The sequence below is a fragment of the Ensifer sp. LBL genome, from assembly GCF_050435225.1.
GTDB lineage: Bacteria > Pseudomonadota > Alphaproteobacteria > Rhizobiales > Rhizobiaceae > Ensifer.
Map to the genome: position 1 here is coordinate 789777 of NZ_JBNDJY010000004.1, position 26755 is coordinate 816531.

A 26755-nucleotide genomic window follows, 5' to 3' on the forward strand; every position below is an offset into this window, starting at 1 on the left:
CGGGTTCCGCGTGATCCCTATGCCTTGCCCGTCTTCAGCAAGGAAAAAAGATCATGTTCGTCATTCTCGGAGCGGCCGGAAAGGTCGGGACATCAACGGCGTCGGCCCTGCGCGCGGAGGGGCTGCCGGTGCGGGCAGTGCTGCGCGATCCGGCAAAGGCCGGTCCATTGCAGGCGATCGGCTGCGACGTCGCCTTTGCCGATTTGCGTGACACGGCAGCGCTCGGCGCGGCTCTGGCGGAAGCCGAGGCCGTGCAGATCATCCTGCCGCCGCCGCTCAGGGCCGAAGATGCCAGAGCGGAAATGCGTGCGCTCACCGAGAGCATGGTCGAGGCGCTGGCGCAGGCGCGGCCGAAACGGGTGCTGGCGATCTCCGACTATGGCGCCCATGTGCCCGAGGATATCGGCATGCCCACCGTCTTCCGTCTCTTCGAGGAGCAGCTTCGCCGGCTCGACATGCCCAAGGTCTTGCTGCGATCGGCCGAGCATATGGATGGCTGGGCGCGCAGCATCCCGGCGGCGATCGCGACCGGTGCCCTTCCGAGCCTGCATCATCCGGTGGAGCGGACCTTTGCCGCCGTTTCGACCGGAGACGTGGGGCGCATGGCTGCGGACCTGCTCCGCCGCCCGGGCGCGGAGACGTCGGAGCAGATCGTGCATGTCGAGGGACCGCGCCGCTATAGCCCCAGCGACGTGGCCGCGGCCCTGGGCCAGTTGCTCGGGCGTACGATCACGGCCCAGGCGGTGCCGCGCGGCGCGTGGCAGGGGGCGCTGGAACGGGCCTTGAGCGCAAGCACCGCCCGACTTCTGGTCGATCTCTACGACGCCCACAACAAGGGCGGTCTGATCGACGTCGAGCCGGGTGGCGAGGTTCGGTACGGAACGACAGGATTGGTCGAGGCTCTGAGGCCCCTCGTGCCGGCCTGATGGGTTTCAAGGTTTCGTACCGACGCAATTCCTGACGGACAACCGCTTTGCACTTTTCCTGGAATTGCTTGGCTAGACGATGCAATTCCTGACGGAAAACCGCTGTGCACTTTTCCTGGAATTGCTTAGCCGGCAATCGGCAGCGGCGCCTCCGGGTTGACGAGGCCGGCTGCGCGCAGGTCCCGCCAGAAGTCGGCCGGAACGGTCTCGTTGAGGGCGGCGCGGTCTTCGGCGATGCGGGAAGGCTGGCTGGCGCCCGGGATGACGGCGGCGACCGCGGGGTTGGCGAGCGAGAACTGCAGGCCGGCCGCCTTCATCGAGATGCCGTGACGGTCGGCGATCGCCTTAATGCGCGCGACTTTGTCGAGGATGGCGGGCGTCGCCGGCGCATATTCGAAGTTCGGGCCGCCGACGAGCGCGCCGGAGCTGTAGGGGCCGCCGACGACGATGCCGAGGCCGCGCTTGGTGACTTCGGGCATGACGCGCTGCAGCGCCCGGTCATGGTCCAGCAGGGTATAGCGGCCGGCAAGCAGGAAGCCGTCGGGGCGGGGGCCTTCGAGCGCCAGCAGCAGTTCGATCGGCTCGACCCGGTTGACGCCGAGCCCCCAAGCCTTGATCACGCCCTCGTCGCGCAACTTGTCGAGTGCCTTGAAGGCGCCCTTGCGTGCGGTCTCGAAGACGTCGAGCCATTCGTCGCCGTAGAAATCCTGAGCGACATCGTGGACGAAGGCGATCTCGATCCGGTCCGTCTTCAGGCGCTTGAGGCTGTCTTCGATCGAGCGCAGCGTCGCGTCATGGGTGTAGTCGTTGACGATCTTGTTGGGGCGGCCGTAGCGGAAGACGTCGCCCTTCTCGCCGAGGTCGCGGGCGCTGACATCCTCGATCTCGTCGAGGATCACGCGGCCGACCTTGGTGCTGATGACGTATTCGTCACGCGGGCGTCCGGCGAGCGCCTCGCCCATGCGGATCTCGGCAAGGCCGGCGCCGTAGAAGGGGGCGTTGTCGAAATAGCGGATGCCGTCGTTCCAGGCGGCCTCGACGGTGCCGAGCGCTTCCTGTTCGGGGATTTCGCGGAACATGTTGCCGAGCGGGGCTGCGCCGAAGCCGAGCTTGCCGGGCAGAATATCCTTGAGTGTCATGTGTCCTGTCCTTTGCTGTTGAATGCCAGGTGTTGATGTGCGGTGCTGCGATCGGTGAGGCATCGCTGTCGGGCAGAGAGATAGGTCGGGCTGTGGATCGGCATTAGGCAGGCGGATTTCGCAGGAATTGAGAAACGAATTCACAGATGGCTGGCTGGAAACCGCATCGGCGGCTATCCATCGCCGGTCGCCGGCTTTCGCCGCGATCGCCGATTTTTGTTGTTTCCGGCTGTCGGCAAACGCCGCCTTCGTTCGTCTTCATGAAGTGTAACAGGGAGCGACGCCGCATGAAGCTTTATTTCAGCCGAAACCCCAATCCGCGTCTGGCCGTTGCAACGGCGCGGTTTCTAAACGCCGAGGTCGCCTTCGAATTTGCCGAGCCGTTGGCGCCGGGGCAGGCGGACCGCTATCGGCCGCTCAATCCCAACCTGCTTCTGCCGATCCTGGAGCGTCCCGGTCGGGCGCTCTGGGAGGCGGATGCGATCGCCTGCTTTCTTTCCCGAGAGTTGGGTTCCAATTTCTGGCGAAGGGATGACGACGAGCCGGAGATGATCCGCTGGATCAGCTGGGGCAAGGAGAACTTCGTGAAGGCTTGCGACATGGTGCATTGGGAGCGCGGCACCAAGCTGCGCTACGGCATCGGCCCTTGCGAAGAGGCGATGGTGGAGGAGGGGTTGAGGGTCTTTCACAGGGCGGCGCGATTGTTGGAGGAAGAGCTTTCCGGCCGTGCCTGGCTGCTGGGCGATAGCATTTCCTATGCCGATTTCCGCATGGCGACGTTCCTGCCCTACAACGACGCGGCGCGGCTGCCGATCGCGGACTATCCGGCGCTTGCGCGCTGGGCCGGGCACCTGGGCGAGATCGAGACCTGGCGCGACCCTTTCCGCGGGCTCGCCGCGCCCGAGATGCCGCCGCTTCCGGCTTGACGGGCGGATCGTCGGGCAGCCTGCGCGGGTCGCCTTCGGCGGCAGTCGTGGGTGGCTTCGAAGGGGCCGCTTCCCAACCTGGCGGCAGGTGTCCGGACGCTGGATTTCGTCAGCGATCCCAGTATGATGGGTCTACAACCTTCCTTCCGGTCGGCCGCCATCCCGCGCGGTCGACCCTGCCGAAAACTCCAGATCATGTCGTTGTCCGTCGTTTCCGCCGCGGCGCTGTCGCCGCCCTATACTGCCGAAGATCTGGTCCGGATGGATCGTTTTCGCGACGGGCTCGATTCCGCTGCGCGCGAACTGCTGGAAACGCATCTCGCCTTGCCGCGGGAAGTGCACTACGTGGCGGATCTGCGGCGCTGGATGCTCAGCCAGATGACGATGGCCATGCATTTCGAGCATCTGCAGGATAGGGCATGCCTGCCGATTTCACCGGGCAATCTCGCCCGCACCATGAGCGCGATCGCAAGCCGTAACACGGTGCATGCCTTTCTCCTGGAAATGCGGAGATACCGTTTTGTCGAACCGCTGGAGCGTGGAGACGGCCGCCAGCGCGCGGTTCGCGCAACGCAGATGAGCGAGGCGCTCATCCGGCGCTACTTCGACATTCATCAGCGCGCGCTCGATCTCATCGATGGCGGCGGCCGATATGCGCTGTCGCGCCAGCAGCCCGGCCTCTTGCATGGTGCGCAGCCTCGTTTCGCGCGCCTGTTGCTGGCGCGTCGCGACTGGCACAAGCCACCACCAAGCATCGCCAAGTTCGTCCGTTCGGATTCCGGAAGCAGCGTGCTGCACGACCTGATCAAGAATGCGCCGGCGCTGCCTGACGAAAGTGCTGCGCCGATCTGGATCGGAAAAGTGTCTCCCAATGCCCTGTCGAGCCGGTACCGCATTTCCAGAACCCATACGGCGCGGCTCTTTGGCCTGGCGCGCGAGGCGGGGCTGATCGGCTGGGCGAAGACGAGCAATCGCGGCGCGTGCTGGATTTCGACGGCGCTGGTGCACGACTACCGCTATTGGCAGGCCATCAAGCTCTCGGCCGTTTCGATCGCCTTTGCCGAAACCTGTCGCGCAAGCGGCGCGTTGGAGGCCGCCTGAAGGCGCATGCGGCGGGGGTCCGCTGAGGCTCCCCGCCGGCGTTCATTACTCGTGGATCGTGTAGGAACCCATTTCGCAGAGGTCCTGCGTATCGGTCGTCGTGTCGAGATCGTCGCCCTGGAACTCGAAGCGCATGTCGTACCGGCAGACGCTGCGACCGTCGGCAATGGTGATTTCCATCTCTTCGCCGGGGCCAAGAGCCTGCCGGCCGAAGATGTCGTCTTCCCAGTTGTCGACGCCGGTCGGAGAGGCGTAGAAATTGTTCAGGACAGAATTGGTCCCGTTCTTCAGCGTGAAGACGAGATCCTCGGCTTTTGCTGTTGTCGATAGGCACATGACAACTGCCGACGCCAGAAGGGCGAAGTTAAACTTTTTCATGTTTTCAACCTGTTGGAATATGTTATTGCGAGAACTCGCGACAAATTCTTTAGCTGAACTCGGTGCCAAGCTGAAGATTGCTGCCGTACCATCTTTGGGTCTATCTGGACCCGCTTAACCGGGCTTTCGGGTGCCGCGGCCCGGTCGGAAGTCGACCTTGGACGCCGCTGCCAACCGGCCCGAATGGGCGTCGGAACGGCCGTTACCTATTCCCGCCCAAAACCCGAAAGGTGTTTCGCCTTTTTTAGGAAGACGAGATTTGTCCTCCTTCGGTTACCTTTTTGCTTGTCCCGCTGGAGACGGGGCAATCGCACAAGGTATGGAGGAGATACCCTTGGCAAGCATTGCAGAGGAAAATGCACTACCGGAAAATCCCGAAGACGAACGGCTGAGTGTCGGCGCCAATCTGGCCTACGGGCTGCAGCACGTCTTGACCATGTATGGCGGCATCGTCGCCGTTCCGTTGATCCTCGGCCAGGCGGCCGGGTTGAATTCCGCCGATGTCGGCCTGCTCGTTACCGCCTCGCTTTTTGCCGGCGGACTTGCGACCATCCTGCAGACGATCGGCGTGCCGTTCTTCGGCAGCCGCCTGCCGTTGGTGCAGGGCGTTTCGTTCTCCGGCGTCGCGACGATGATCGCGATTTCGGGCAATGGCGGCATTCCGGCGGTTCTCGGCGCGGTGATCGTGGCTTCGCTGATCGGTCTTCTGATCACGCCGGTGTTTTCGCGCATCACCCGTTTCTTTCCGCCGCTGGTGACCGGCATCGTGATCACCACCATCGGCCTGACGCTGATGCCGGTGGCGGCCTTCTGGGCCATGGGCGGAAACAAGGCGGCGCCGGACTTCGGCAGCACCGCCAATATCCAGCTTGCAGCGGTGACGCTGATCATCGTGCTGCTCTTGAGCAAGCTCGGCAATGCGTCGATTTCGCGGCTTTCGATCCTGCTTTCGATCGTCATCGGCACCGGGATCGCCTATGTGGCCGGCATGACCGATTTTTCGCAAGTTGCCAACGGACCGGTCTTCGCACTGCCGAAGGTCTTCCATTTCGGCTACCCGACCTTCGAACTTGCCGCAATCATCTCGATGCTGATCGTCATCATGGTGACGCTGGTCGAAACTTCGGCCGACATTCTCGCCGTCGGTGAGATCGTCGAGACCAAGGTGGATTCGCGCCGGCTCGGCGACGGCCTTCGCGCCGACATGCTGTCGAGCATTCTCGCGCCGATCGTTGGTTCCTTCACCCAGAGCGCCTTTGCCCAGAATGTCGGCCTCGTGGCGGTGACGGGCGTAAAGAGCCGTTATGTGGTGGCGACCGGCGGCATGTTCCTGGTGACCCTCGGTCTCTTGCCGGTCATGGGGCGGATCGTTGCCTCCGTTCCGACCTCGGTTCTCGGCGGCGCCGGCATCGTGCTCTTCGGCACGGTTGCAGCCAGCGGCATCCGCACGCTGTCCAAGGTCGAGTACAACAACAACATGAACCTGGTGATCGTTGCGACCTCGATCGGCTTCGGCATGATCCCGATCGCAGCGCCCGGTTTCTACGAGCACTTCCCGACCTGGGTCGCGACGATCTTCCATTCGGGCATCTCGTCGGCGGCGGTCATGGCAATCCTGCTCAACCTCCTGTTCAACCACTTCACCGTGGGCAATTCCGACCAGCAATCGGTGTTCGTGGCGGCGACGGAGCGCACGATCCGCTACCAGGATATCGCCCGCCTGCATGACGGCGACTACTTCCTCAACGGCAAGCTCTACGACGCCAAGGGCGTGGAGGTGCCGCTGATCGAGGCGCACTGAACAGGCGCGATCTCTGAATATGCCCAATCCCGGCGGGAGGTCGCTTCAGACTTCTCCCGGGATTTGTTCTGAAATACGCAATCCTGGGCGGAAAACCGCTTCGCATTTTTCCTAGGATTGCTCTGAATTACGCAATTCCGAACGAAAAACCGCTTCGCACTTTTTCTGGAATTGCTTTGAAATACCGCCATTCCGGGCAGGGGATCGTTTCCTGTTTTTCCTGGCGTTGCTTTGAACCCCAACGAAAGGACACTGGGAATGACACAGCAGACCGACAACTACGCGCTCCTCGATGCGCTGCTCGGCACGATGGAAAAGGGCATCATTCCGGCGACGGAAGCAGGCGTTGCCGCCGGCAACAAGATCTTCGGCGCCGCGCTGATGCGCAAATCCGATCTTTCGACCGTGCTCGTGGAAACCAACAACGAAACGGAAAACCCGCTCTGGCACGGCGAAGTGCACACGCTGAAGCGTTTCTACGAGATCGAGGGAACGGAGCGTCCGGACAGCCGCGACCTCATTTTCCTCTCCACGCACGAGCCGTGCTCGATGTGCCTTTCGGCGATCACCTGGGCGGGCTTCGACAACTTCTTCTACTTCTTCAGCCACGAGGATTCGCGCGACAGTTTCTCCATCCCGCATGACCTGAAGATCCTGAAGGAGGTCTTCACGCTGGAGCCCGGCGGCTACAACCGGACGAATGCGTTCTGGAAGGGCCAGTCGATCCACGCGCTGATCGACGCTCTGCCCGAGCCGCAGCGAAGCGGCCTGAAGGCCCGCGCCGAGGCGATCCGCGCGAAATATGACGAACTCTCCTCCGCCTATCAGGACAGCAAGGACGGCAACGCCATCCCGCTGAACTGAGGCAAAAAAGCCTTCACCTGAACCGGGCCATTTCATTCTCTCGTCAGAGCGTGAAATGGCCTATTTCTTTGAAAGAATATGCATTCCTCCTTATGAATGCAGGTGCTAGGGTCGCCGGCGTACAGTCGCGTTTCGGGGGAATTGCGTGAACTGGTCCAGGCCTCTCAGGGTGCATCTCAGCGTGCTCGTGGTCGCGCTGCTCGTCTTAACGGCAACGCCGATCATCTGGATGGCCTTCAGCCAGGGGCGGCAGGCGGCGATCCTTGCCGGCGAGAAGCACATGCGCGAGATGAGCCTTCGGCTGATCGAGGGCTACAGGAATGCGCTCGAAGGCGGCCACGAGGCGGTGGCGCTTGCGTCCACCGTGCCGCAGTTGGCCGTCGCGCCACCCGGCGACCTGGAGCCGAAGGAGCAATTCTTCCTGGAGGTGCTCAGAAGCGTTTCCAACGCGACGAGCATCTATGCCGGCTATCCCGACGGCTCCTACCTGCAGGTGATCAATACGGAGCGAGACTATGTGCGCCAGGCGCTCGAAGCGCCTGTGGGCACGGCCTTTGCGGTCCGCCTGCTGGCCCTTGGGCAGGACGCGGGCACAGTCTCGACGCTTCGCTTCCTCGACGCAGGCGCCAAGCAGATCGGGGAACGTCCGTTCGAGCGCACGAATTTCGACCCGCGTCAGAGCCCCTGGTATCAGGCGGCCCTTCGAACCGGCGGTCCGGTTTCCGTCGGGCCCTATGTCACGGGCACGCTCAAGGTGCCGACCCTGGCGCTGGCAGCGCCGCTGAAAGGGACCCGCGGCATCGTGGTCGGCACCAACATTCACCTGCAGACCGTCAGCCGCCTGCTCGATGCGCGCGAGATCTCGCCGCGGGCCCGGTCCTATGTCATCGGCAGCGACAACAACCTCGTCGCCCATTCCGATCCCGCGGTCATGAGCATGATCCTCGGGGCCTGGTCGGGCGGTCGCGGGGCCGATATGCACAGCCTCGATCCGAGCCTCGACATTGTTGCCGGGCTGCGCAAGGACCCCGCCTATGCGGGTGGGGGGCTTACCGAGGCCGAGTTTGCCGGCGAGCGCTACCTGGTGCAGATCGCGCCGGTCAGCGTTGCCGGCCTGTTCAAGGGCAGCTCGGTCGCGATCGTCGTGCCGCTGCAGGACCTGGTGGCGCAGGCAAACCGGCTGCTGGTGCGCAACCTGATGATTGCCGGGGGGCTGCTGGTGGCGGGTGTCATCGGCTCGCTGATGCTGTCACGCGTGATCAGCCGCAAGCTCTATCACCTTGCCGACGAGGCGCGGCGGATCGGCGACCTGAACTTTGCCGGCAACGACGCCCCGCATTCCTGGATCACCGAGATCAACACGCTTGGCGGCGCGCTTTCCGCCAGCCGGCGCGCCATCGTCCAGTTTGCGCTTTACGTTCCGCGCGAGGTGGTCCGCCGGATCATCGATCCCGAGGGCGGCGCGGCGGTTCGCGGCAGGCGGCAGGAGGTGACGGCGCTTTTCACCGACGTGCGCGACTTTACCACCATCTCCGAACAGCATTCGCCCGAGGAGGTCGTCGATATTCTTTCGGCCTATTTCGAGATGCTGAACACGGTGGCCGAGCAGTACCACGGAACGGTGATCCAGTATCTCGGCGACAGCATTTTCGTCATCTGGAACGCGCCGGTTGCCGATCCGCAGCATATCGAGAATGGCTGTCATTGCGCGCTGGCGATGAAGGCGGCGGTCGATCGCCTCAACGAGACCAACCGCAAAGGCGGTCGTCCGGAACTGTTCACGCGCTTCGGCGTGCATACAGGCCCGGCGGTCGTCGGCAGCTTCGGTGCGATTGCGCGCCAGCAATACACGGCCATGGGCGACACGATCAACGTCGCTTCGCGGCTCGAAGGGCTGAACAAGGAGTACAACACCTCGATCCTGGTGAGCGGAGCGGTGCATGCAGCCGTCGCCGATCTCTTCGACTTCCGCGCGATGGGCATGGTGCATGTGAAGGGGCGCTCGGGCGGCATCGATCTCTGGGAACTGGCCGGCACGCGCGGATAGTCTGCATCACGGCGGTCGTCGAGACCGGTTCGTTGGCGGATCAGCGATCCGCAAGCAGCCCGGTCGCCATGGCGCGGAAGGCGTCGATCGCTTTCGGCAGAACCATCTTTGGCTCGTCGCTGGCGGCAACCCAGAGGGCGGCGTTGAGCGCAGCCCCGCTGAGCAGCCGCGCGGCCGCTTCCGCATCGACCGGCTTCAACACGCCCTTGTCCAGCAGATGCTCCACCGACCGCTTGGTCGCCAGCAGGCAGCTGTTCTGGCTTGGCCATTTCGAGGGATCGCCGAGCACGGCCGGGCCATCGAGCAGCACGATGCGCTGCACCTCGGGATCGAGCGCCATCTCGATATAGGCGGCCCCTTCGGCAAGCATCGCCTGCCAGTGATCGCCGGCTGCGGCACCGGCGCCGATCTCCTTGGCGCGGGCGGCCATCTCGCCGTCGATCTGGGTGACGACCGCGGCCAGCAGCCCGCGCTTGTCGCCGAAATTGTGATAGAGCGCGCCGCGCGTCAGCCCGACATCGGCGGTCAGTTCATCCATCGAGGCGGCGGCATAGCCCTTTTCCGCGAAGGCCTTTCGGCCCGCCGAAATCAGCTTCGCGCGGTTTTCCTCCATCGTTTCCTGGCGGCTTCTGGCCATCATCGCCCTCAATTTCAGATACGGTACGTATATGGATTTGACATACGCGCCGTATTTCGCTATTTCAGATACGTGCCGTATATCAAATTGGAAGGCATTTGTGAAGGAGGGCCGGCATCCGGCTCGTCCGCCTTCGTGCCGATCCCGTAAACCAGAAAGGCAAGTCCCATGACGTTACGCGACGCAATCTTTCCCGCCGGCCGGCATGCGCTCTACGAGCAGCACCGTTACTCCGCCGCCATCCGCTCCGGTGATCTGCTGTTCGTTTCCGGCCAGGTCGGCAGCCGCGAGGACGGCACGCCGGAGCCGGACTTCGCCCGCCAGGTCGAACGCGCCTTCGACAATCTCGAAGCGACGTTGAAGGCGGCCGGCGCCACCTTCGACGACATCGTCGACGTGACGAGCTTCCACACCGATCCGGAGAACCAGTTCGAAACGATCCTGGCGGTCAAGGACCGCGTCTTTTCCGAAAAGCCCTATCCGAACTGGACCGCCATCGGCGTCAACTGGCTCGCCGGCTTCGATTTCGAGATCAAGGTGATCGCGCGGATACCCGAAGCGGGTGGTGCCGAGCGGGGGCGGGCGGCTTAGCGCCTGTTGGGCATTTGGAGCGTTGGAGGACGTCGTGTTCGATGCGGCGCCCTCCGGCACCGCACGCCTTGTCAAACAGACCGATCGCTCCTTGGGTGCCGATCCGCGGGCCTCTATCGAGGGCCAGCGCTCCGACAATTGAAACGCGCGGCGACAGGTCGCGACAGCTTGCGCCTAATGCAGATGCGCCAGTTTGTCCGGATTGCGCACCACATAGATCGCCGCGACCTTGCCGTCCTTGATCTCCAGCGCGGTCGTCTGCAGCTCGCCGTCGGCCTCGCGGGTGACGAAGCCGGGCAGGCCATTGATGAAGCCGGCGCGTATCAGCGTCGAGCCGTGCTTGGCAAAGAGGGCGGCCAGTTGCTCGTGCACCTTTATCACGGCATCGAAGCCGAGGATCGGCTGCATTGCGGCGGGGCGTTTGCCGCCGCCGTCGGCATGCACGCTGACATCGGCTGCGAGCATCGCGCCGAGCGTCTTCATGTCGCCATGGCGGGAGGCTGCAAAGAAGGCGTTGGCAAGTTCGAGGCCGCGCTGCTGCTCTATCTCAAAGCGGGGGCGTTCCGCGCGCACATGGGTGCGGGCGCGCGCTGCCAGCTGGCGGCAGGCGGCGGCGTCGCGCTCGATCGTCACGGCCACCTCGTCAAAACTCTGGCCGAAGACGTCGTGCAGCAGGAAGGCGGCGCGCTCCAAGGGCGATAGGCGTTCGAGCGCCAGCATCAGGGGCAGGGTGACGTCGTCCTCCGGCTCCTCCTCGACGACAGGTTCGGGAAGCCAGGGGCCGACATAGGTTTCGCGCTTCATCCGCGCGGATTTCAACTGGTCGAGGCAGAGCCGCGTGACCGTGCGGCGCAGGAAGGCTTCCGGCTCGCGCACGGACGTGCGGTCGGCCCCCATCCAGCGGATGAAGGCCTCCTGCACCATGTCCTCCGCATCGGCGACCGAGCCGAGCATGCGGTAGGCGACGCGGACGAGTTTTGGACGCAGCGGATCGAAGACCGCCGCTGCGTCTTCATGGGCGCTCACCGCCATCAGGCGGCAGCCTGCGCGGCGGCCTTGGCGGCTGCCGGGTCGACCCAGAGGCCGAAGCCGACGGCGAGACGGTTCCAGCCGTTGATGACGTTGATCATCAGCGTGAGTTTCACCTGTTCCTCCTCGGTGAAATGGTCCTTCAGCGCCTGATAGGCCGCTTCGTGGCCGTGGCCCTCGGACAGGCGAGTCAGCGCTTCCGTCCAGCCTAGCGCGGCGCGCTCGCGATCGGAATAGCAGGGTGCTTCGCGCCAGGCGGAAAGCAGGTAGATGCGCTGTTCCGTCTCGCCCTTTTCGCGGGCTTCCTGGGTGTGCATGTTGATGCAGTTGGCGCAGCCGTTGATCTGCGAGGCGCGAATTTTCACGAGTTCGATAATGGTGGTGTCAAGGCTCGCGGCAACGGCCATCGAGACGCTGGTCCAGCTCTTCATCAGGGCGGGGGCGGCGGCGAAAAGGTCGAGCTTGGCAGTCATGGTTCCGTTTCCTTTCGTTGGTTCCGATACCATGACGAGCGAGCAACGGCTGGTGTGACATGGCCGCGAATTTTTCTGAAAAAAACTTCGGTGCGCATCGTTTCAGTGAGGCCGGCCTATGCCGCACCGCACTAACCCCTATGGATGACTATGACGCCCTCGGTCGATATGTGAGTGTAGGCTGGGGGGACCACTCTATTTCAGGTGGCGGTGCCGAGTGCTTCGGGAGGTACTCAATGGCAGACGAATTCAATGCCGCACTCGATATTCCGTACGTCTTCGAGATCACCATCAACGACTTTGCGGCGCTGTGGCGGAAGCTGGAGCGGCGAAGCTTTGCGCTGAAGGCGCTTTTGCCCAACTGGTACGGCCAGCTGCAGGGGGAATTCGGAGCGACCTTCGGCGCGCTCGATGCCTATGTCGGCCACGGCACGGCGGTCATTCCCAGAAACGGCATGGAGAAGGCCGCCGTGGAGGCTGTGATCGCGACGATGCTGATGGGCCGGCTCGGCATGGCCATTCGCGAACTGGCCGTCGAGGCGGGGCAGGCTTCCGGCAAAAAGGGTGAGTACATCAAGGGGCGGCTTCACTATGGCGAGGACAACCGGATCACCGGGGTCGACGACGAGTACCTGCGCCGGGTGCTCGATCCGGCCGAGGACTATGAGGCCGACGGATGCGTCTTCGAGGTGCTGGGCTACTCGCCGAGCAGTCCTTTTTCCATGACGTCGCGTATCGCCTCGATGATGCTGTTCTTCAACCGCGGCATGGCGCCGTTGAGCGGGAGGCCTGTCGATTACAACGTCATCCTGAAAACGATGCACGCATTCATCGCTGCGGAAAACCTCGGCTATGTCGTGACCTTCGAGTACCGCAACACCAATGACGATCTGTCGATCTTCACCACCAACGAGTTCAACAAGCTGACCCTCCAGTCGGAGGAGGGCGACCTTCGCCTTATCCAGAAATACCTGAAGGCCATCGGCTTTTATTTCGGCGATGTCGACAATGCGTTCGGACCGGAGTTCGAGGTCGCCGCCCGGAACTTCGCGCGGGTCTACAGGCTGGACGACTATGCGCACTACAGCGACCGCGAGTTTCTCTATACGCTGGCCAATGCCTATGTGCGCCACCGCAGCCAGATGTCGACCGGGCCACGCTAGGTCCGTCGCGTGAATCCGCCGCGCATATTTGCGCGAGACGCATCGGGGATCGCCGACTACGCTTCCCCCGGTTCTGTCATACCCCTGTAAAAGGGTGGCCCTATCCCTCGGCGCCAGTTTCAACACGAGGGTATATCCATGAAATCGTTTGTCTCCGTCCTTGCCGGCGCTGTTGTCGCAGGCCTGCTTTCGACCGCGGCCTATGCCGAAAGCCTGGTGCTCTATACCAGCCAGCCGAACGAGGATGCACAGGCGACGGTCGATGCGTTCCAGGCCGCCAATCCCGGTATCGAGGTGGAATGGGTGCGCGAGGGCACGACCAAGATCATGGCCAAGCTGATGGCCGAGATCGAGGCCGGCAATCCGGTCGCCGACGTGCTGCTCATCGCCGACACCGTGACGATGCAGCGGCTGAAGGAAGCCGGCCATCTCGCCGACTACAAGTCGCCGGAAGCGGCAAACTACGACGCGGCACTCTATGATGCCGACGGCGCCTATTACTCGACCAAGATGATCACGACCGGCATCGTCTACAACACCTCGGCCGCGATCAAACCTGAAGGCTGGCAGGATCTCGCTAAGCCGGAGGCCAAGGGCCTCGTCACCATGCCGAGCCCGCTGACCTCGGGTGCGGCCCTGATCCACGCGCAGACCTTGACCGGCATCGATGGCCTCGGCTGGGACTACTACAAGGCGCTCGCCGCAAACGGCGCCACGGCTGCCGGCGGCAATGGCGGCGTCTTGAAGGCGGTTGCGACCGGTGAGAAGGCCTATGGCATGCTCGTCGATTTCATGGCGATCCGCGAGAAGGCCAAGGGCGCCCCGGTGGAATTCGTCTTCCCGGCCGAGGGCGTGTCTGCCGTGACCGAGCCGGTCGGCATCCTGAAGACCGCTAAGAACGTCGAGGCTTCCAAGAAGTTCGTCGACTTCCTCCTGTCCGAGGAAGGCCAGAAGACGGCGGTGAAGATGGGTTATATCCCGGCTCGCAACGGCGTGGCATTGCCTGCGGGCTACCCGGCGCGCGAGACGATCAAGGTGCTGCCGGTCAATGCGGCCGAGGCCGTGAAGAATTCCGACGCGGACCTCAAAACCTTCTCCGGCATCTTCGGTACGAACTGATCGGTTCAATGCTGAAACGTAACGATGCGCGCAGCCGGCCCCGCTGGCTGCGCTTTCCCATTCAAGGCCGGACGATGGGCGCGACCAAGCTAAGGGCAGGCGCCAGCCCCGCTGCCGAGCCGCGCTGGCTGGCGCCCTTCGTTCTCGCCTGCTTGTTTGTCCTCTGCCTGCTGCCGCTCTTCAGCCTGGCGAAGGCCGGTTTTTCCGGGCTCGTCTCCGGCCGGTCGATCGGCGTGCTCGCGGAGCCCGCGACCTTTGCGGCGATCCGCAACACGCTGATTACGGCGACCGGCGGCATGGTCGTCTCCGTCGTCATCGGCGCGCTCTTTGCGTTCTCGGCGGCGCTGACGGATGTGCGCGGCAAGCTTACGCTCAGCTTCGCCTTCATGCTGCCGATGATGATCCCGCCGCAGGTGACGGCCCTTGCCTGGGTGGAAATGACCGGCCCGGCAAGCCCGCTGTTAAAGACGCTCGGCATCGCGCCGCCGCTCGGCAGCCCGCAGCCGCTCTATTCGCTGGCTGGCATCTCGCTGCTTCTCGGCGTCCAGCACGCGCCGCTCGTCTTCCTGGCGCTGAAAGCGGGCCTATCGGCCGCGCCGCGCGACGGGGTGGAGGCGGCACGGCTTGCCGGCGCCACGCCGTTTCGCGTCTTTCGCGACATCGTCGCGCCGCTGTCGCTGCCGGGGTTGATTGCCGGAGCGGCGATCGCCTTCGTTTCCGGCGTCGGCAATTTCGGCATTCCGGCAATCCTCGGAATTCCCGCAGGGATCGAGGTGCTGCCGACGCTGATCTATACGCGGCTTGCAAGCTTCGGCGCCGGCACCTTCGGCGAGATCGCGTTGCTCTCCAGCCTGATCGCCGTCATTGCCGCGGCCGGCTTGATGCTGCAGCAGAAGGCGCTTGTCGGCCGGGACTACCGCATCATCGGCCTCTCGGGGGCGAATGCCGCCTTTTCGCTCGGTCGCTTCCGCCTGGTCGTCGAACTTGTCCTCGTGGCGATCCTGCTTCTCGTGCTGGTGGCGCCGCTCGCCGCTCTTGTGGCGAGCTCGCTGGTGCCGGCCTATGGCGTGCCGCTCAACCTTCAGACCGTGTCGCTACGCGCTTACGAAGAAATCCTCTTTCGCCAGTCGATGACACTGAAGGCGCTCGGCAATTCCACGTTCCTTGCCATCAGTGCCGCGCTCGGCCTGCTCGCGGTCGCGGTGCCTGCGGCCTATCTCATGACCCGGCGCAAGGGATGGCTGGCGAACACGCTCGGCATCCTGATCGAGATCCCCTATGCGCTGCCGGGCATCGTGCTTGCGGTCGCCTTCATCCTCACCTTTGCCGCACCTCTGCCGATCCTCAAGGTCTCGCTCTACGGCACCATCTGGATCATCCTGATCGCCTATTTCTCCTCGTTCCTCGCCGTCAGCCTCAAGCCGGTGATGAGTGCCTTCCTGCAGATGGATCCGTCGCTGGAGGAGGCGGCGCGTCTCGCAGGTGCCGGTTTCTTCAGGCGGATGCGCGATGTGATCCTGCCCTTGGTGGCGCCGGCGGCGGGGGCTGCGATCATCCTCGTCTTCCTGATTGCCGCCAGCGAGCTGACGGTCTCGGCGCTGCTCTGGTCGGCCGGCACCCAGACGCTCGGCGTTGCCATCTTCAATCTCGACGACAGCGGCTCGTCGGACCTCGCCGCAGCCCTTTCGGTGCTCGTGGTCGTCATGGTCGTGGTGCTGATGGCGGCACTCGAGGCGCTCGCAAACTATCTCCCGGAGGGCGTACTGCCGTGGCGCAACTGATCCTCAATCACCTCACCAAGGATTTCGGCGGCGGCCGGCCGGCGGTGTCAGATGTGTCGCTGACGGTGCGCGAAGGCGGCTTCCTGGCGCTGCTCGGGCCGTCCGGCTGCGGCAAGACGACGGTGCTCAGGATGATCGCCGGTTTCGAGCAGCCGAGTGATGGCTCGATCGATTTCGGCGAAAGGCGGCTCTCGGATGCCGCGCGGGCGCTGCCGCCGGAGCGGCGCAACATGGCGATGGTGTTCCAGTCCTATGCGCTCTGGCCGCATATGACGGTGGCCGAAAATGTCGGCTATCCGCTGAAGGTGCGCGGCATTTCGGGCTCGGCGTGGCAACGGAGCGTCGCCGATGCTCTGGCGCTGGTGAAGCTCACCGACTATGCCGACCGCCGACCCGCAGCCCTTTCCGGCGGTCAGCGCCAGCGCGTGGCGCTTGCCCGCTGCCTGGTGACTTCGCCTGACGTGGTGCTGCTCGACGAACCGCTTGCCAATCTCGACCAGCATCTGCGCAAGTCGATGGAGGAGACCTTCCGTATCTTCCACGAGCGCTCGGGCGCAACGATGATCTATGTGACGCACGATCAGGCGGAAGCGATGGCGCTTGCGACCGATGTCGCCGTGATGTCCGAGGGGCGGCTGATGCAGATGGCGCCGCCGGCCGAGATCTACGCCAGACCCGAAGGCGCCATCGTCGGCGGCCTCATCGGCCGCGGCTCGGTGCTCAAGCTCGCGTTACCGGAGGGCGCGCCGCGCGCGCTCGAATGGTCGCTGCTGCGGACAGCGCTTGCCGGCGTCGGCATGGAAGGTGCTGGCGATGGCGCCGTTCGTGACGTCCTCGTGCGCCCGGAACATGTACGCCACGACGGCGAGGGCATGGCGCTCCGCGTCGTCTCCTGCGTCTTTGAGGGCGAGCGTTTTGCCCTGACCTTGGCTTTGCCGGATGGCCAGTCGTTGAAAGCCTTTGGCGACAGGGCGATCATGCCGGGAGACACGGCGCGCTTCGTGATGAGCCAGGGATGGCGGCTCTAGGCCCGGTTGGCGTCAGTCGCAATCGGGCTTGTCGAGTTCGACCTCGAACTGGCGTGGGCCGACGAAGCCTGGCTTTGCAGGCAGGCCGACGATCCTTGCGATGACCGTGCATTTGCCGGCGACGACGGCATAACGGTCGCGGCCCTGGCTGATAACCTTGTCGATCGGGTGTTTGGGTACGGCGACGGCGACCGCGTTGATGACCGCGTTCAGCTCGCGGGCCCGCTGAAAATTCGGTGCAAGGGCAGCCGTGGCCTGACCGGCAGCAAGGAGGAGGGCGAGGCAGGCGACGGCGGATCGGACAAACATGGCAAGCTCCTGTTTTCAAGTGAAGGAAGCATGACGCCCTGACCGCTTCAAGTGGCTGGGCTCGGTCGCCTGTGACGACTGACGGGATTCCGCCATTTGCCGCGCCTGTCCACAAAATTCATCGCACCTTGAAATAAACCTTTGAGTTAAATGAAACCGGTTGTTATAAACAATCAGTACCCCGCTTAAAACGCGGCTCAGGAGGAACGGGGCGGTCGCCTCATCGACAGGAGGATAAGATGAAGCTTTATCAGGGCATGGGACCGAATTCGTATCGCGTGCGCATCTTCATGGCGGAGAAGGGGATCTCGCTGCCGATGGTGGATGTCGATTTCGCCAAGGGCGAGCACAAGGCGCCGGAGTTTCTCGCGGTCAACTCGCTCGGCCAGATCCCGGTGCTGGAGCTCGACGACGGTACCATCATCACCGAGAGCGTCGCGATCTGCCGCTATCTCGAGGAGACCAAGCGCGAGCCGCAGCTCTTCGGCCATGATGCCGTCAGCCGCGCCAAGATCGAGATGTGGAACCGTCGCGCCGAACTGGTGATCCTCGGCACGGTCGGCAATGTGGCGCTGCACTCGGATGCCTTCTTTGCCGAGCGACTGACGCAGTTTCCGGCCTTTGCCGAGACCGAGCGGGTGGCGGTGCCGAAGAAATGGGGCTGGCTCGACGACGAGCTTTCCGACGGTCGGCCGTATCTGGCCGGCGATCAGTTCTCGATCGCCGACATCACCGCCGGCGTCACCGCCTGGCTCTGCGACGTCTTCGATCTGGAGATCCCGGCCTCGGCGAAAAACGTCCAGGGCTGGCTGGAGCGGGTGCGCTCGCGGCCGAGTTTCGAGGCTTGAGGGTTGGTCAGGTGAGGGGCATTCCTGGCCCGTATTCGGGAGGCAGGATCAGCCCCTCATCCGGCCTGCCGGCCACCTTCTCCCCGTTTTGACGGGGAGAAGGAGACTCGCGGCGGCCGCTCGCCACAAATGTCCGCCCGTGGTCGCTGCGGCTTGCGCTGATGGCGGAACGTCGTGACGCGGCTGTGGTCCTCGTCCCCTCTCCCCGCATGCGGGGAGAGGGTTAGGGTGAGGGGCAGATCCGCACTAAGACTCTGATTGTCTGGTGGATTTGGCCATTCCTTCGACGAAGCGTGAAGGCCGATTTCTCGCCTTTGCGCCCCCGCTAAAATTCATATGTGGATAGGCGCGTCGCCCTTTTTGCTTGCCTTCTCCATGGCTTTTTTCAATTCCTAAAATACAAGCTGCCCGATTCGCCGCTGCCGGGCGCCCGCAAGGCGCTGGCTCTAGGAGACAAGCCATGACCGATTTCAAGAAGCCCACGATCACCGAAATGCGCCCGAAGATCACCGTGATCGGGGTCGGCGGCGGTGGCGGCAACGCCATCAACAACATGATCAACGAAGGGCTTCAGGGCGTCGATTTCGTGGTCGCCAACACCGACGCGCAGGCGCTTGCGATGTCGAAGTCGTCGCGCATCATCCAGCTGGGTGCAGCCGTCACCGAAGGTCTCGGCGCCGGCTCGCTGCCGGATGTCGGCCGGGCGGCGGCGGAAGAATCGATCGACGAGATCATGGATCACCTCGGCGGCACGCATATGTGCTTCGTCACCGCCGGCATGGGCGGCGGCACCGGCACGGGCGCAGCCCCGGTGATTGCGGCAGCCGCCCGCAAGGCGGGCATCCTCACCGTCGGCGTCGTTACCAAGCCCTTCAGCTTCGAGGGCAAGCGCCGCATGGAGACGGCCGAGCAGGGCATCGAGCGGCTGCGCGAGGCGGCCGATACCGTCATCGTCATCCCCAACCAGAACCTCTTCCGCATCGCTGACGCCAAGACCACCTTTGCCGATGCCTTCGTGATCGCCGACCGGGTGCTCTATTCGGGCGTCGGCTGCATCACCGACCTGATCGTCAAGGAAGGCCTGATCAACCTCGACTTCGCCGACGTGAAGTCGGTCATGAAGGGCATGGGCCGGGCGATGATGGGCACCGGCGAGGCGACCGGCGAGGGCCGGGCGCTGAAGGCCGCCGAAGCGGCGATCGCCAACCCGCTGCTCGACGAAGTGTCGATGCGCGGCGCCCGCGGCGTGCTGATCTCGATTTCCGGCGGCATGGACATGACGCTGTTCGAGGTGGACGAAGCCGCGACCCGCATTCGCGAAGAGGTCTATGACGAGGCCGACATCGTCGTCGGCTCGATCTTTGACCGCTCGCTCGACGGCACCTTCCGCGTTTCCGTCGTCGCGACCGGCCTCGATGGCGCACGCTCAGCCGCCAACCCGGCAGGGGCCGCCGTCGGCCAGCCGGCGTCAGAACCTGTTCCGACCCGCACGCTGCAATAGCATACGCATCCATCGCCTGCTTCAAGGACCCTCCCGATGTGATGACGCCATATCGGGAGGGTCCTTGCGTTTGGAGGCTTGAATGAGCGACGAGGGTGTACCCGCCGATGCGGCGGCAAAGCGCGCGCCAGCGGCCGCGGGCCGTGCGGCGAGGGCGATGATGGCGGCCGAGGCAGTGCTTGCGGAACGCTTTCCGCAGGCAATCTTTGCGATCGTTGCGGGCTCGATCCTGCGCGGCGAGGGTACGGAAAGCTCGGACATCGACCTGGTGGTGCTGCACGAGGCCCTGCCGGCCGCCTGGCGGGAAAGCTTTCATTTCGACGGCTTTCCGGTCGAAGCCTTCGTGCACGATTTCGAGACGCTCAACTGGTTTGCCGACCAGGACATGGCGGGCGGCTGCCCGGTGCTTACGGACATGGTGGCGGGCGGCGTTGCGATCGGGCCTGAGCGCGCGCGTGCCGAGGCGCTCCAGGCCGAGGCGCGACAACGCCTGGAACGGGGCCCGGCGCCGTTGACACCGGAAATCCGCAACGGACTGCGCTACCAGATCACCGACCTGGTGGACGACCTGCGCGATCCACGCCCGGCCGCCGAAATCCGCGCCATTGCCGCCGAACTGATGCGGCCGCTCGCCGATCTGATGTTGCTTGGCCGCGGGCGCTGGTCCGGGCGTGGCAAATGGCTGCCGCGGCTGCTGCTGCGGGCCGACGCGGCTCTTGCCGAGCGTTTCGACGCGGCCGTCCGCAACGCCTGTGCAGGACAGGCGGCCGATTTGATCCGGCTGGCCGAAGATGAGCTGGCGCCGCATGGCGGGCCGCTGTTTGCCGGGGATCGGCGGACGGCGCCGGCCGGCGCCCGGCGTCCTGGTCGTCTCGTGGAGTGAATGCGCGTCCGGGACGTTCTCAGGCGAGCGCTGACAGAACTGACCGCGGCGAAGCGCTGGATGAGGCAGCAGCGACGGTGCGTACAGAGGCGAGACCTTTGGCCTTCACTCACTGCGCGAAGGGCGTGGCTCTCGGCGCTCTGCTTCCTCGACCACCGAAAACGGAAGGGGCTCGAACATCGAGCGGTTGAACTCGGAAAAGGTCAGCCTGCCGTCGACGATAACGTCGAAGTAGCGCCGACAGAGGTCCTCCGCCATCTCCTGCCGGCTGGAATAGGGCGTTCCCTCAAGCTGGCTGTCCCTGAATTCGGCCACTGATTGCGGCACGCACTCCTCGACATATTCCTGCCGGGCTGCCGGGCGCTTGCGCAGCGCCGAGATCGCCCACTCATATTGGGAATAGCTCATGGATTGCTCGGTTCGCGGCGCGAACAGGACGATGGCGATTGCGCTCAGGAGGGCGGCAAACATGCCGGCGGCGACGAGACGAAGGTTCATTTATTCAATCGTATAAATTGTTGCCCATGCCTATGTAAGACAACTTTAGCGGTTAGCAAGATGCACGCTTTCGCCTTGGGTGGTTTCACGAAATGTTCCTCCCCCAAATGGGGGAGGAGGCTACGAAAAAACCACTTTCGTGCTCGGACCGTTCTCCGATCGTTCGGCGTCTATTAGAGGTTGCGAAATTGGGCGCTCCCAATTGCACCGCTCGACCGAAGCGGGGTGGGGAGGCAGGGCGCGATGTGGCGGCGGCGTGCCTATGTCGGTCCGCCTGCGGGGCAGCGGCCAAAGACGTTTGGGATGGAAGCGGTGGCGGTTTGCGGGCCATGCCGACAGTGACCGATGTCCTTCGCGCCGACTGGACAAAGACAATCCCTGTGGTGGCACTTCGAGTGCGGGTGCCGCCTTCAGTCAGAGATGGGGGGCGTGGGCGGCACCGGGCCGAAGCATCGTTCCGCTTCCGGCGCGATCAAAGAGCGAAACCTTCGATCAAAGGGGGAAACCTTAAAGGGCGGCCAGCTGTTCGGCTGTTGCAACGATCTGCGTGTTGCCGAGCGAATGGTCGGCATATTTGAACACCAGGATGCTCATGACTGAGGCGACAAGGGCTACCAGGATGATGCGCATGGTGTTGCTCCGACTTCCTTCTTGCCCGGCCTTGATCCTTCGTTTCGCCGGGCGTTGATCGATCCGGAAGCCTTCAGCTTGCCGGTCAAAGGCCTTTCGGCCTTTCGTTGAACCTGTTCTAGCAAATGGCCGGGGCCGACTATTGTTCCCGCGGGGACAGCGGGAATCTGCGGGCGCATGCAGCTTTGCGGTGTGCTGCGGGCTGGTCCTTTTGAGAAACGAAAGGGCGCCGTCTGCGCGTCATGGGAAGGCGGTTGCGGCATGTATGAGTTGAACCGATTGCAACTTATCGTTAACCTTCTCGCATCGGGCTTGAGGGGGCTACATGAAGATCGTTTTTGTGCACGGGCGCGCGCAAGAGGGGCGCTCGGAGAGGGAAATTCGGGATGAGTGGCTGAAGGCGCTCAATGCGGGTCTGACCAGCATTCAACAGCCGACTGTCGATCCAAGCGATGTCATCGTGCCCTATTACGGCGATGCGCTTCTGGATATGACGGAGACCTGGGGCGCCAGCGTCAACGATAGCAAGCGCTCGTCGGACGAGGCTGCGTTTCTGGCCGAGGCAGCGACGGAAATCCTCGGGCGTGTCGGTGCCGGCGAAACAATCAAGGTAGCACCGGTGCCGGTCGATCCGAACGGGAAACGTGTGAAAGGCGAGATCGGCGGCGCCCGGACCGAAGTCGATATCGAACAGTTCAAACGTGGCATCCAGAACTGGTCCTGGGTGGTCGATGCGGTGCGCTTCCTCGACGAGCGGTTTCCGGAGCTTTCCACTTGGACCATCAGCAAGATCCTGCGCGACGTGCACATCTATCTGAAGGATGAAAAGATCCGCACGAAGATCGACGCGATCGTCGAGGCGGCTATTCCCGACGCGCCATTTGTCATGGTTGCCCATTCGCTCGGCACGGTTGTCGCCTACAATGTGCTGAGGCGATCCAAGCGAAACTTCAACGGGTTGATCACGCTCGGTTCGCCGCTCGGTATAGGTGCCGTTAGGAGCAGACTCGACCCGCAGCCGGTGACGCGTCCTGCTGTCACCACCTGGACCAACCTGTTCGATCCAGCCGATATCGTCGCGCTCAACCCACTCAACAGTGAGAGTTTTGCACGGTTCGACGACACTAAGGCCATCCTGGACGTGGCGATCTACAACACCTCCGACAACCGTCACAACATCACGCCCTACCTCAGCCATGCGGCTTCCGCCGGGCGCATCTTCGATGCGCTCAACGAAGGGAAGACGATATGAAGGTTCTCTATATCTCGTCCAACCATGAGAAAAACAGCACGCTGATGGCTGAGGAGGAGATCACCGAGCTGCAGATGAACTCGACCTCGGGGGTCGGACGAAAGCTAGATTTCATCTTTCTGCCGGCCTTGGCGATCGAGGATATCGAGGCGCAGCTTGCCATCCACAAACCTGCGATCGTTCACATTTCGGCGCATGGAGAGAAGGATTCGCTCGAGTTCATCGACGCAAGAGGGGTGCCGCGCAAGGCGACTGCCGAGGTGCTGAGGGCACTGTTTGCCGCCAATCCGCCGCGGCTGGTCTACCTAAACGCCTGCGATTCCGACGTACTGTCGCAAAGCCTTGCCGGCGTCGTTCCCTATGCGATCGGGACGACCGCGCCGATCTCCAACTACGCGGCGCGAAAAGGCGCGGTTGCCTTCTACCGGGCGATCGCGCAGGGACGGACACTCGGTTCGGCCTTCGCGTCCTCGTTGTCGATCGTCAATGTGCTCGACCAGGATGTGAAAACCGTTCTCTCGCGCGATCCGGCCGCGCTTGAGCCCGACCCGGTGCTCTATGAGCCTCTGCGGCTGGTGGCACACCTGTCCAAACACGAGTTCACCTTCAAGAGAGACAGTGTCTCGTTCGAGTTGGGGTTGATTGGGTGTCCGCCGAGCACCGTCCAGGTCGTCTTTTGCACCAGCGACAAGAGCTATCTGACCGATGGTGACGACAATGCCGAAGAAGACCTTTGCTCCGTGGTGCTCGACATGCCGGCCAATGGCGAGATGTGGGTGGGCTATGACTGGACCAGCTGGGGCGACTTCAGGCTCTTCGCGCTGGCGATCACTGCCGAAGGGGAGCACGTTTCGGTATCGACGACCCTGATCAAGGCGCTTACCGATTTCTACCGGGTATATCTGTCGTGCGAACCCGGAGATTTTCCGGGCGAGCTACAGGCCGTGTTGAAGCGGTTGCGTGAGAACGACGGATCGAAGATGCGGCCGGCGACCGAGAAATTCAGCGGGCGGCTGAAGGGGCGCAGCCATGCGCCTTCGGACGCCTGAGCATCCGCTCGGTTTCTTCTGCACGCTCGATGTCGGCTTGGGGGATGGAGGTCGGACGGCCCTAGAGGCCGAGGAGCCAGAAGAGGATGCCGAAGAGCACGATGAATGCGCCGACGGCGAGCAGGAAGCGGGCCATGCCGGTGTTGGTATCCTTCGTGCCGACGAGACAGTACCAGAGGTGATCGTTATCCATTCCTGACGCTCCATCGAAAGGCGCCCCTGTCGCGCCTGCGCGACCCACCATACACGCAAAGGTCGTCGCGGCATCTGGAATGATTGCGTGTCCTTGTCGCCGGATCACGGTTGGCGGGGATGACGTCTTGGCGGCGGATGTTGTTGCGCCCAGGCTGCGAGAGCAGGGTGGGCGCTTTCGTCTCTCCACAGCACCGGCCTGTCCCCACCGCTGCCGCCAGCGTATGCCTGCTTAACCCTCCGCGTCCGCCGTTTCGGCCGCCACCGGCTTTCGCGCCAGTGCCAGGTTTGCCGCGGCCGCCTCCGCCTCGGCTGCGCCGGCGGCCCCGGAGCGCACGGTGACCGCGTTGGAGGCGAGGTCGAGGCCGGCTTCGCGCAGCGCCGGCAGCAGGCGCTTCATCGACTCGCGCTGCAGGATGCTGGGGTTGCCGGGGCGGGCGGTGAATTTCAGCCGCACGACGAGCGAGTTTTCGGTGACGTCCTGGATGCCCTGCATCTTCAGGGGCACGAGGAACTCGCCGCCGATCTCGGGGTCTTCGAGCATAGCAAGGCCGACCTTCTTGATGGTCTTGCGGATTTTCTCGGGGTCGGCATCGCGCTCGAATTTCAGCTCGAACTTCACCGTGCTCCAGTCGCGGCTGAAATTGGTGACCGCCTGCAGCTGGCCATAGGGGATCGTGTGGATCTGGCCGTTCTGGTGGCGCAGCCGAAGCGAGCGCAGCGAAATGCGCTCGACCGTGCCCTTGAGTTTGCCGGTATCGACATATTCGCCGACGCGGAAGGCATCGTCGGCGATGAAGAAGATGCCGGAGACGACATCCTTCACCAGCGTCTGCGAGCCGAAGGAAAGGGCGAGGCCGAGCACGCCGAAGCCGGCGATCAGCGGTGCGATGTTGATGCCGAGTGCAGAGAGGATGACGAGGCTGGTGACGGCGAAGATGCCACCGAAGATGAGGTTGCGCACGAGCGGCAATATGGTCGAGAGACGGCTTGTCTGCTGGACCACCGTGTCGTCTTCGCTGTCGCCGGGCAAAGCGAGGCGGGCGGTGGGCGCGAAGGCTTCGAAGCTGCGCCAGAGGAAGCTGCAGATCACCCAGGCGGCGACGACCGCAAGGCTGATGCGCTCGAGAACGACGATCCAGCCGACGGCGGCGGCGGTGTCGTGCTGGACCATGACCGAGCGCCAGAGCTGGATGATGATATGCAGGCCGATCAGCCAGGTGGCGCCGGCAAGCGCCGTCTGGATGCTGCCGGAGATCGCCGCATGAAGCCTCGATGAGGCGGGCGTACGGCGGCGCTCGGCGGCGGCGCCTACCAGCGAATGGATGCCGAAGGCGAGGATCGGAAGAGCGAGCAGGATGATCTGCGTCATGCCGCCGGCAAAGCTCCAGGCCGCGCTGTTGGGGCTGCCGGCGACAATCACGCTCATCAGCCAGAGCACGATGGCGCTCAAGGCATAGAACTCCGGCACGCCGAAGGCGATCGCGCGACGTACCGGGCCGGGGTTTTCGCCGGCAAAGAGCGCGCGGATATCGCTGGCGCCGGCGATGAACCAGTGGAGCTTGACGAGCGTCAGGATCGTGACGCCAATCAGTAGCCAGCCATCGGTTGCGGCAATGTCCAGCCCGCGCTGGTGGGCGAAGCGCAGGCTGGCGCCGACCACGGCGCCGAGCGCGCCATAGGCGAACAGCATGTTGGCGTGAAAGCGCGGATGGGCGATAGCGAGCAGGCGGATCTCGGGCCGCGTCGGGGCAAAGAGAAAGCGCGCGCCGACGGCATAGGCGGCGGACGCGACGGCAATGGTGATCAGCGCATGGGCAAGCTCGGTCGAGGCGGTGCCGCGCGCCAGGAGCAGATGCGCAAATCCGTGGGCGACGGCGGCGAAGATCACGAGATAGGCGATGTCGAAGCCCAGCCGGATGATCGAGGCGCGCATGCGATGCAACAGATCGACCACCTCGAAGGAGGCGCCGAACAGGCGATGGATGACGAGGCGGCAGGCAAAAGCGGCGGCAAGCCCGGCGGCAACGGCGAGCGCTGCCACGGCCGCGACCGAGGCCACCGACCAGCCTTCGGCGCGAATGCCTGCCGCAACGTCAGCCATGACCCCGGCGATGCCGGACATGCCGGCAAGACCCATCTGCAAGCCGTTGAGAAAGCGGGCGGAAAGCGTATCGAGCGTGTCTTCCGGCTCGGCCGCCGGTGTGGTTGCAGCGGTGCCTGTGGGGGGGTGCGTGCTTGCCGGGACGCGAGCGTCTGCCGCACTTGACGTGGCCGCTGGCGTTCCCGCATCGGCTGGTGCCGCCACGCTGTCAGCCTTTGCTGCGCCATCGGGCACCGTGGCCTTGTCTGCCGCCTCGCGCCATTCGACGATGACCGGACCGCCAGCTTTTGCCGCGGCGCGCAAGGTCTCCTCGATGTCGGCCGCACTCTGGCCGGGCGTGAGGATGACGGTGATCGGTGCCGGTGACGTCTGGGCGAGGGCAGGCAGGGTGACTGCCAAGAGCAGCGTCAGGCTCGCCAGCAGGCGACGGCAGAGGAAGAAGACACGAACCATGAAATTCATCCATCGAGATCGGTTATGCGCCGG

At 63.9% G+C, this 26755-nt stretch carries 25 protein-coding genes and 1 pseudogene; 16 read left to right on the forward strand and 10 right to left on the reverse strand.

Going from position 1 to position 26755, the window contains the following annotated elements:
* Positions 1-53: 53 nt before the first annotated feature.
* Positions 54-926, forward strand: a complete 873-nt coding sequence (locus OKW20_RS19745; protein ID WP_429174418.1) for an NAD(P)H-binding protein — start codon at positions 54-56, stop codon at positions 924-926.
* Between the two features lie 125 nt (positions 927-1051).
* Here OKW20_RS19745 and OKW20_RS19750 read toward each other — a convergent pair whose 3' ends face one another.
* The gene (locus OKW20_RS19750) at positions 1052-2065 is read right to left on the reverse strand and encodes an aldo/keto reductase (protein ID WP_429174420.1); all 1014 of its coding nucleotides are present in this window, start codon (positions 2063-2065) and stop codon (positions 1052-1054) included.
* A gap of 287 nt (positions 2066-2352) precedes the next feature.
* On the opposite strand from OKW20_RS19750, the gene OKW20_RS19755 reads away from it, so the two are divergent.
* Both OKW20_RS19755 and OKW20_RS19760 read left to right on the forward strand, forming a co-directional pair.
* A complete protein-coding gene (locus OKW20_RS19755) occupies positions 2353-2991 on the forward strand; it encodes a glutathione S-transferase family protein (RefSeq protein ID WP_429174421.1) in 639 nt (212 codons plus the stop codon).
* Between the two features lie 195 nt (positions 2992-3186).
* Positions 3187-4092, forward strand: a complete 906-nt coding sequence (locus tag OKW20_RS19760) for a hypothetical protein (RefSeq protein ID WP_429174423.1) — start codon at positions 3187-3189, stop codon at positions 4090-4092.
* A 45-nt stretch (positions 4093-4137) separates the two neighbouring features.
* On the opposite strand, the gene OKW20_RS19765 is transcribed toward OKW20_RS19760, so the two are convergent.
* The gene (locus OKW20_RS19765; RefSeq protein WP_371258892.1) at positions 4138-4428 is read right to left on the reverse strand and encodes a hypothetical protein; all 291 of its coding nucleotides are present in this window, start codon (positions 4426-4428) and stop codon (positions 4138-4140) included.
* 376 nt (positions 4429-4804) lie between these two features.
* On the opposite strand from OKW20_RS19765, the gene OKW20_RS19770 reads away from it, so the two are divergent.
* The 3 genes from OKW20_RS19770 (at position 4805) to OKW20_RS19780 (ending at position 9182) form a co-directional block, all read left to right on the forward strand.
* Positions 4805-6271: a nucleobase:cation symporter-2 family protein gene (locus tag OKW20_RS19770; RefSeq protein ID WP_043619576.1), complete on the forward strand. Its 1467-nt coding sequence runs from the start codon at positions 4805-4807 to the stop codon at positions 6269-6271.
* 258 nt (positions 6272-6529) lie between these two features.
* Positions 6530-7135, forward strand: coding sequence for a deaminase (locus tag OKW20_RS19775; RefSeq protein ID WP_192446550.1), 606 nt, complete (start codon positions 6530-6532; stop codon positions 7133-7135).
* Between the two features lie 145 nt (positions 7136-7280).
* Positions 7281-9182: an adenylate/guanylate cyclase domain-containing protein gene (locus OKW20_RS19780; RefSeq protein ID WP_429174425.1), complete on the forward strand. Its 1902-nt coding sequence runs from the start codon at positions 7281-7283 to the stop codon at positions 9180-9182.
* Between the two features lie 40 nt (positions 9183-9222).
* Here the strand turns inward: OKW20_RS19780 and OKW20_RS19785 are convergent, their stop codons facing one another.
* Positions 9223-9819, reverse strand: a complete 597-nt coding sequence (locus OKW20_RS19785) for a TetR/AcrR family transcriptional regulator (protein WP_429174557.1) — start codon at positions 9817-9819, stop codon at positions 9223-9225.
* Positions 9820-9987: 168 nt separating this feature from the next.
* Between OKW20_RS19785 and OKW20_RS19790 the strand changes: the two genes are divergently transcribed.
* Positions 9988-10410: a RidA family protein gene (locus tag OKW20_RS19790; protein ID WP_205238481.1), complete on the forward strand. Its 423-nt coding sequence runs from the start codon at positions 9988-9990 to the stop codon at positions 10408-10410.
* A 174-nt stretch (positions 10411-10584) separates the two neighbouring features.
* On the opposite strand, the gene OKW20_RS19795 is transcribed toward OKW20_RS19790, so the two are convergent.
* Entirely contained in the window at positions 10585-11442 is an 858-nt protein-coding gene (locus OKW20_RS19795) for a sigma-70 family RNA polymerase sigma factor (protein WP_429174427.1), read from the reverse strand.
* Positions 11442-11912, reverse strand: coding sequence for a carboxymuconolactone decarboxylase family protein (locus OKW20_RS19800; RefSeq protein WP_429174429.1), 471 nt, complete (start codon positions 11910-11912; stop codon positions 11442-11444). The genes OKW20_RS19795 and OKW20_RS19800 overlap by 1 nt, the downstream gene beginning before the upstream one ends.
* A 236-nt stretch (positions 11913-12148) precedes the next feature.
* Between OKW20_RS19800 and OKW20_RS19805 the strand changes: the two genes are divergently transcribed.
* From OKW20_RS19805 to OKW20_RS19820, 4 genes are all read left to right on the forward strand, one after another.
* Complete coding sequence (locus tag OKW20_RS19805) at positions 12149-13075, forward strand: peptidoglycan-binding domain-containing protein (protein ID WP_429174430.1); 927 nt, start codon at positions 12149-12151, stop codon at positions 13073-13075.
* A 138-nt stretch (positions 13076-13213) separates the two neighbouring features.
* Positions 13214-14194 carry an ABC transporter substrate-binding protein gene (locus OKW20_RS19810; RefSeq protein ID WP_429174432.1) on the forward strand — a complete coding sequence of 327 codons (981 nt, stop codon included), beginning with the start codon at positions 13214-13216 and terminating at the stop codon, positions 14192-14194.
* A gap of 74 nt (positions 14195-14268) precedes the next feature.
* The gene (locus tag OKW20_RS19815; protein WP_429174560.1) at positions 14269-15975 is read left to right on the forward strand and encodes an ABC transporter permease; all 1707 of its coding nucleotides are present in this window, start codon (positions 14269-14271) and stop codon (positions 15973-15975) included.
* A complete protein-coding gene (locus OKW20_RS19820) occupies positions 15963-17003 on the forward strand; it encodes an ABC transporter ATP-binding protein (protein WP_429174434.1) in 1041 nt (346 codons plus the stop codon). Before OKW20_RS19815 ends, OKW20_RS19820 begins: the two co-directional genes overlap by 13 nt.
* 12 nt (positions 17004-17015) lie before the next feature.
* Here the strand turns inward: OKW20_RS19820 and OKW20_RS19825 are convergent, their stop codons facing one another.
* Positions 17016-17312: a hypothetical protein gene (locus OKW20_RS19825; protein ID WP_429174436.1), complete on the reverse strand. Its 297-nt coding sequence runs from the start codon at positions 17310-17312 to the stop codon at positions 17016-17018.
* 239 nt (positions 17313-17551) lie between these two features.
* Between OKW20_RS19825 and OKW20_RS19830 the strand changes: the two genes are divergently transcribed.
* From OKW20_RS19830 to OKW20_RS19840, 3 genes are all read left to right on the forward strand, one after another.
* Positions 17552-18160: a glutathione S-transferase family protein gene (locus OKW20_RS19830; protein ID WP_043620851.1), complete on the forward strand. Its 609-nt coding sequence runs from the start codon at positions 17552-17554 to the stop codon at positions 18158-18160.
* Positions 18161-18620: 460 nt separating this feature from the next.
* Complete coding sequence (gene ftsZ / locus OKW20_RS19835) at positions 18621-19661, forward strand: cell division protein FtsZ (protein ID WP_192446540.1); 1041 nt, start codon at positions 18621-18623, stop codon at positions 19659-19661.
* A 157-nt stretch (positions 19662-19818) separates the two neighbouring features.
* Complete coding sequence (locus tag OKW20_RS19840) at positions 19819-20544, forward strand: nucleotidyltransferase domain-containing protein (RefSeq protein ID WP_429174439.1); 726 nt, start codon at positions 19819-19821, stop codon at positions 20542-20544.
* Between the two features lie 105 nt (positions 20545-20649).
* Here OKW20_RS19840 and OKW20_RS19845 read toward each other — a convergent pair whose 3' ends face one another.
* On the reverse strand, positions 20650-21042 hold the full coding sequence (locus OKW20_RS19845; protein ID WP_429174442.1) for a hypothetical protein: 393 nt from the start codon (positions 21040-21042) through the stop codon (positions 20650-20652).
* A 507-nt stretch (positions 21043-21549) separates the two neighbouring features.
* Positions 21550-21672 (reverse strand): hypothetical protein, encoded by a 123-nt coding sequence (locus tag OKW20_RS19850; protein WP_255380501.1) that lies wholly within the window; start codon positions 21670-21672, stop codon positions 21550-21552.
* A gap of 325 nt (positions 21673-21997) precedes the next feature.
* On the opposite strand from OKW20_RS19850, the gene OKW20_RS19855 reads away from it, so the two are divergent.
* Positions 21998-22924, forward strand: coding sequence for a hypothetical protein (locus OKW20_RS19855; protein WP_429174444.1), 927 nt, complete (start codon positions 21998-22000; stop codon positions 22922-22924).
* Positions 22891-23973 (forward strand): annotated as a pseudogene (locus OKW20_RS19860) (hypothetical protein); the annotation flags it as partial. The gene OKW20_RS19855 and the pseudogene OKW20_RS19860, both read left to right, overlap by 34 nt.
* A gap of 61 nt (positions 23974-24034) precedes the next feature.
* On the opposite strand, the gene OKW20_RS19865 reads toward OKW20_RS19860, so the two are convergent.
* Together OKW20_RS19865 and OKW20_RS19870 are read right to left on the reverse strand one after the other, a co-directional pair.
* Complete coding sequence (locus OKW20_RS19865; RefSeq protein WP_256364289.1) at positions 24035-24166, reverse strand: hypothetical protein; 132 nt, start codon at positions 24164-24166, stop codon at positions 24035-24037.
* A gap of 231 nt (positions 24167-24397) precedes the next feature.
* Positions 24398-26722: a mechanosensitive ion channel family protein gene (locus tag OKW20_RS19870; RefSeq protein WP_429174446.1), complete on the reverse strand. Its 2325-nt coding sequence runs from the start codon at positions 26720-26722 to the stop codon at positions 24398-24400.
* Positions 26723-26755 lie beyond the last annotated feature (33 nt).

Bases quoted from the DNA above. Each gene is read 5' to 3' on its own strand.
- OKW20_RS19745 (WP_429174418.1), top strand. From the start codon at position 54: ATGTTCGTCATTCTCGGAGCGGCCGGAAAGGTCGGGACATCAACGGCG.
- OKW20_RS19750 (WP_429174420.1), bottom strand. From the start codon at position 2,065: ATGACACTCAAGGATATTCTGCCCGGCAAGCTCGGCTTCGGCGCAGCC.
- OKW20_RS19755 (WP_429174421.1), top strand. From the start codon at position 2,353: ATGAAGCTTTATTTCAGCCGAAACCCCAATCCGCGTCTGGCCGTTGCA.
- OKW20_RS19760 (WP_429174423.1), top strand. From the start codon at position 3,187: ATGTCGTTGTCCGTCGTTTCCGCCGCGGCGCTGTCGCCGCCCTATACT.
- OKW20_RS19765 (WP_371258892.1), bottom strand. From the start codon at position 4,428: ATGTGCCTATCGACAACAGCAAAAGCCGAGGATCTCGTCTTCACGCTG.
- OKW20_RS19775 (WP_192446550.1), top strand. From the start codon at position 6,530: ATGACACAGCAGACCGACAACTACGCGCTCCTCGATGCGCTGCTCGGC.
- OKW20_RS19785 (WP_429174557.1), bottom strand. From the start codon at position 9,819: ATGGCCAGAAGCCGCCAGGAAACGATGGAGGAAAACCGCGCGAAGCTG.
- OKW20_RS19790 (WP_205238481.1), top strand. From the start codon at position 9,988: ATGACGTTACGCGACGCAATCTTTCCCGCCGGCCGGCATGCGCTCTAC.
- OKW20_RS19795 (WP_429174427.1), bottom strand. From the start codon at position 11,442: ATGGCGGTGAGCGCCCATGAAGACGCAGCGGCGGTCTTCGATCCGCTG.
- OKW20_RS19800 (WP_429174429.1), bottom strand. From the start codon at position 11,912: ATGACTGCCAAGCTCGACCTTTTCGCCGCCGCCCCCGCCCTGATGAAG.
- OKW20_RS19805 (WP_429174430.1), top strand. From the start codon at position 12,149: ATGGCAGACGAATTCAATGCCGCACTCGATATTCCGTACGTCTTCGAG.
- OKW20_RS19810 (WP_429174432.1), top strand. From the start codon at position 13,214: ATGAAATCGTTTGTCTCCGTCCTTGCCGGCGCTGTTGTCGCAGGCCTG.
- OKW20_RS19815 (WP_429174560.1), top strand. From the start codon at position 14,269: ATGGGCGCGACCAAGCTAAGGGCAGGCGCCAGCCCCGCTGCCGAGCCG.
- OKW20_RS19825 (WP_429174436.1), bottom strand. From the start codon at position 17,312: ATGTTTGTCCGATCCGCCGTCGCCTGCCTCGCCCTCCTCCTTGCTGCC.
- OKW20_RS19830 (WP_043620851.1), top strand. From the start codon at position 17,552: ATGAAGCTTTATCAGGGCATGGGACCGAATTCGTATCGCGTGCGCATC.
- ftsZ (WP_192446540.1), top strand. From the start codon at position 18,621: ATGACCGATTTCAAGAAGCCCACGATCACCGAAATGCGCCCGAAGATC.
- OKW20_RS19840 (WP_429174439.1), top strand. From the start codon at position 19,819: ATGATGGCGGCCGAGGCAGTGCTTGCGGAACGCTTTCCGCAGGCAATC.
- OKW20_RS19845 (WP_429174442.1), bottom strand. From the start codon at position 21,042: ATGAACCTTCGTCTCGTCGCCGCCGGCATGTTTGCCGCCCTCCTGAGC.
- OKW20_RS19850 (WP_255380501.1), bottom strand. From the start codon at position 21,672: ATGCGCATCATCCTGGTAGCCCTTGTCGCCTCAGTCATGAGCATCCTG.
- OKW20_RS19855 (WP_429174444.1), top strand. From the start codon at position 21,998: ATGAAGATCGTTTTTGTGCACGGGCGCGCGCAAGAGGGGCGCTCGGAG.
- OKW20_RS19865 (WP_256364289.1), bottom strand. From the start codon at position 24,166: ATGGATAACGATCACCTCTGGTACTGTCTCGTCGGCACGAAGGATACC.
- OKW20_RS19870 (WP_429174446.1), bottom strand. From the start codon at position 26,722: ATGGTTCGTGTCTTCTTCCTCTGCCGTCGCCTGCTGGCGAGCCTGACG.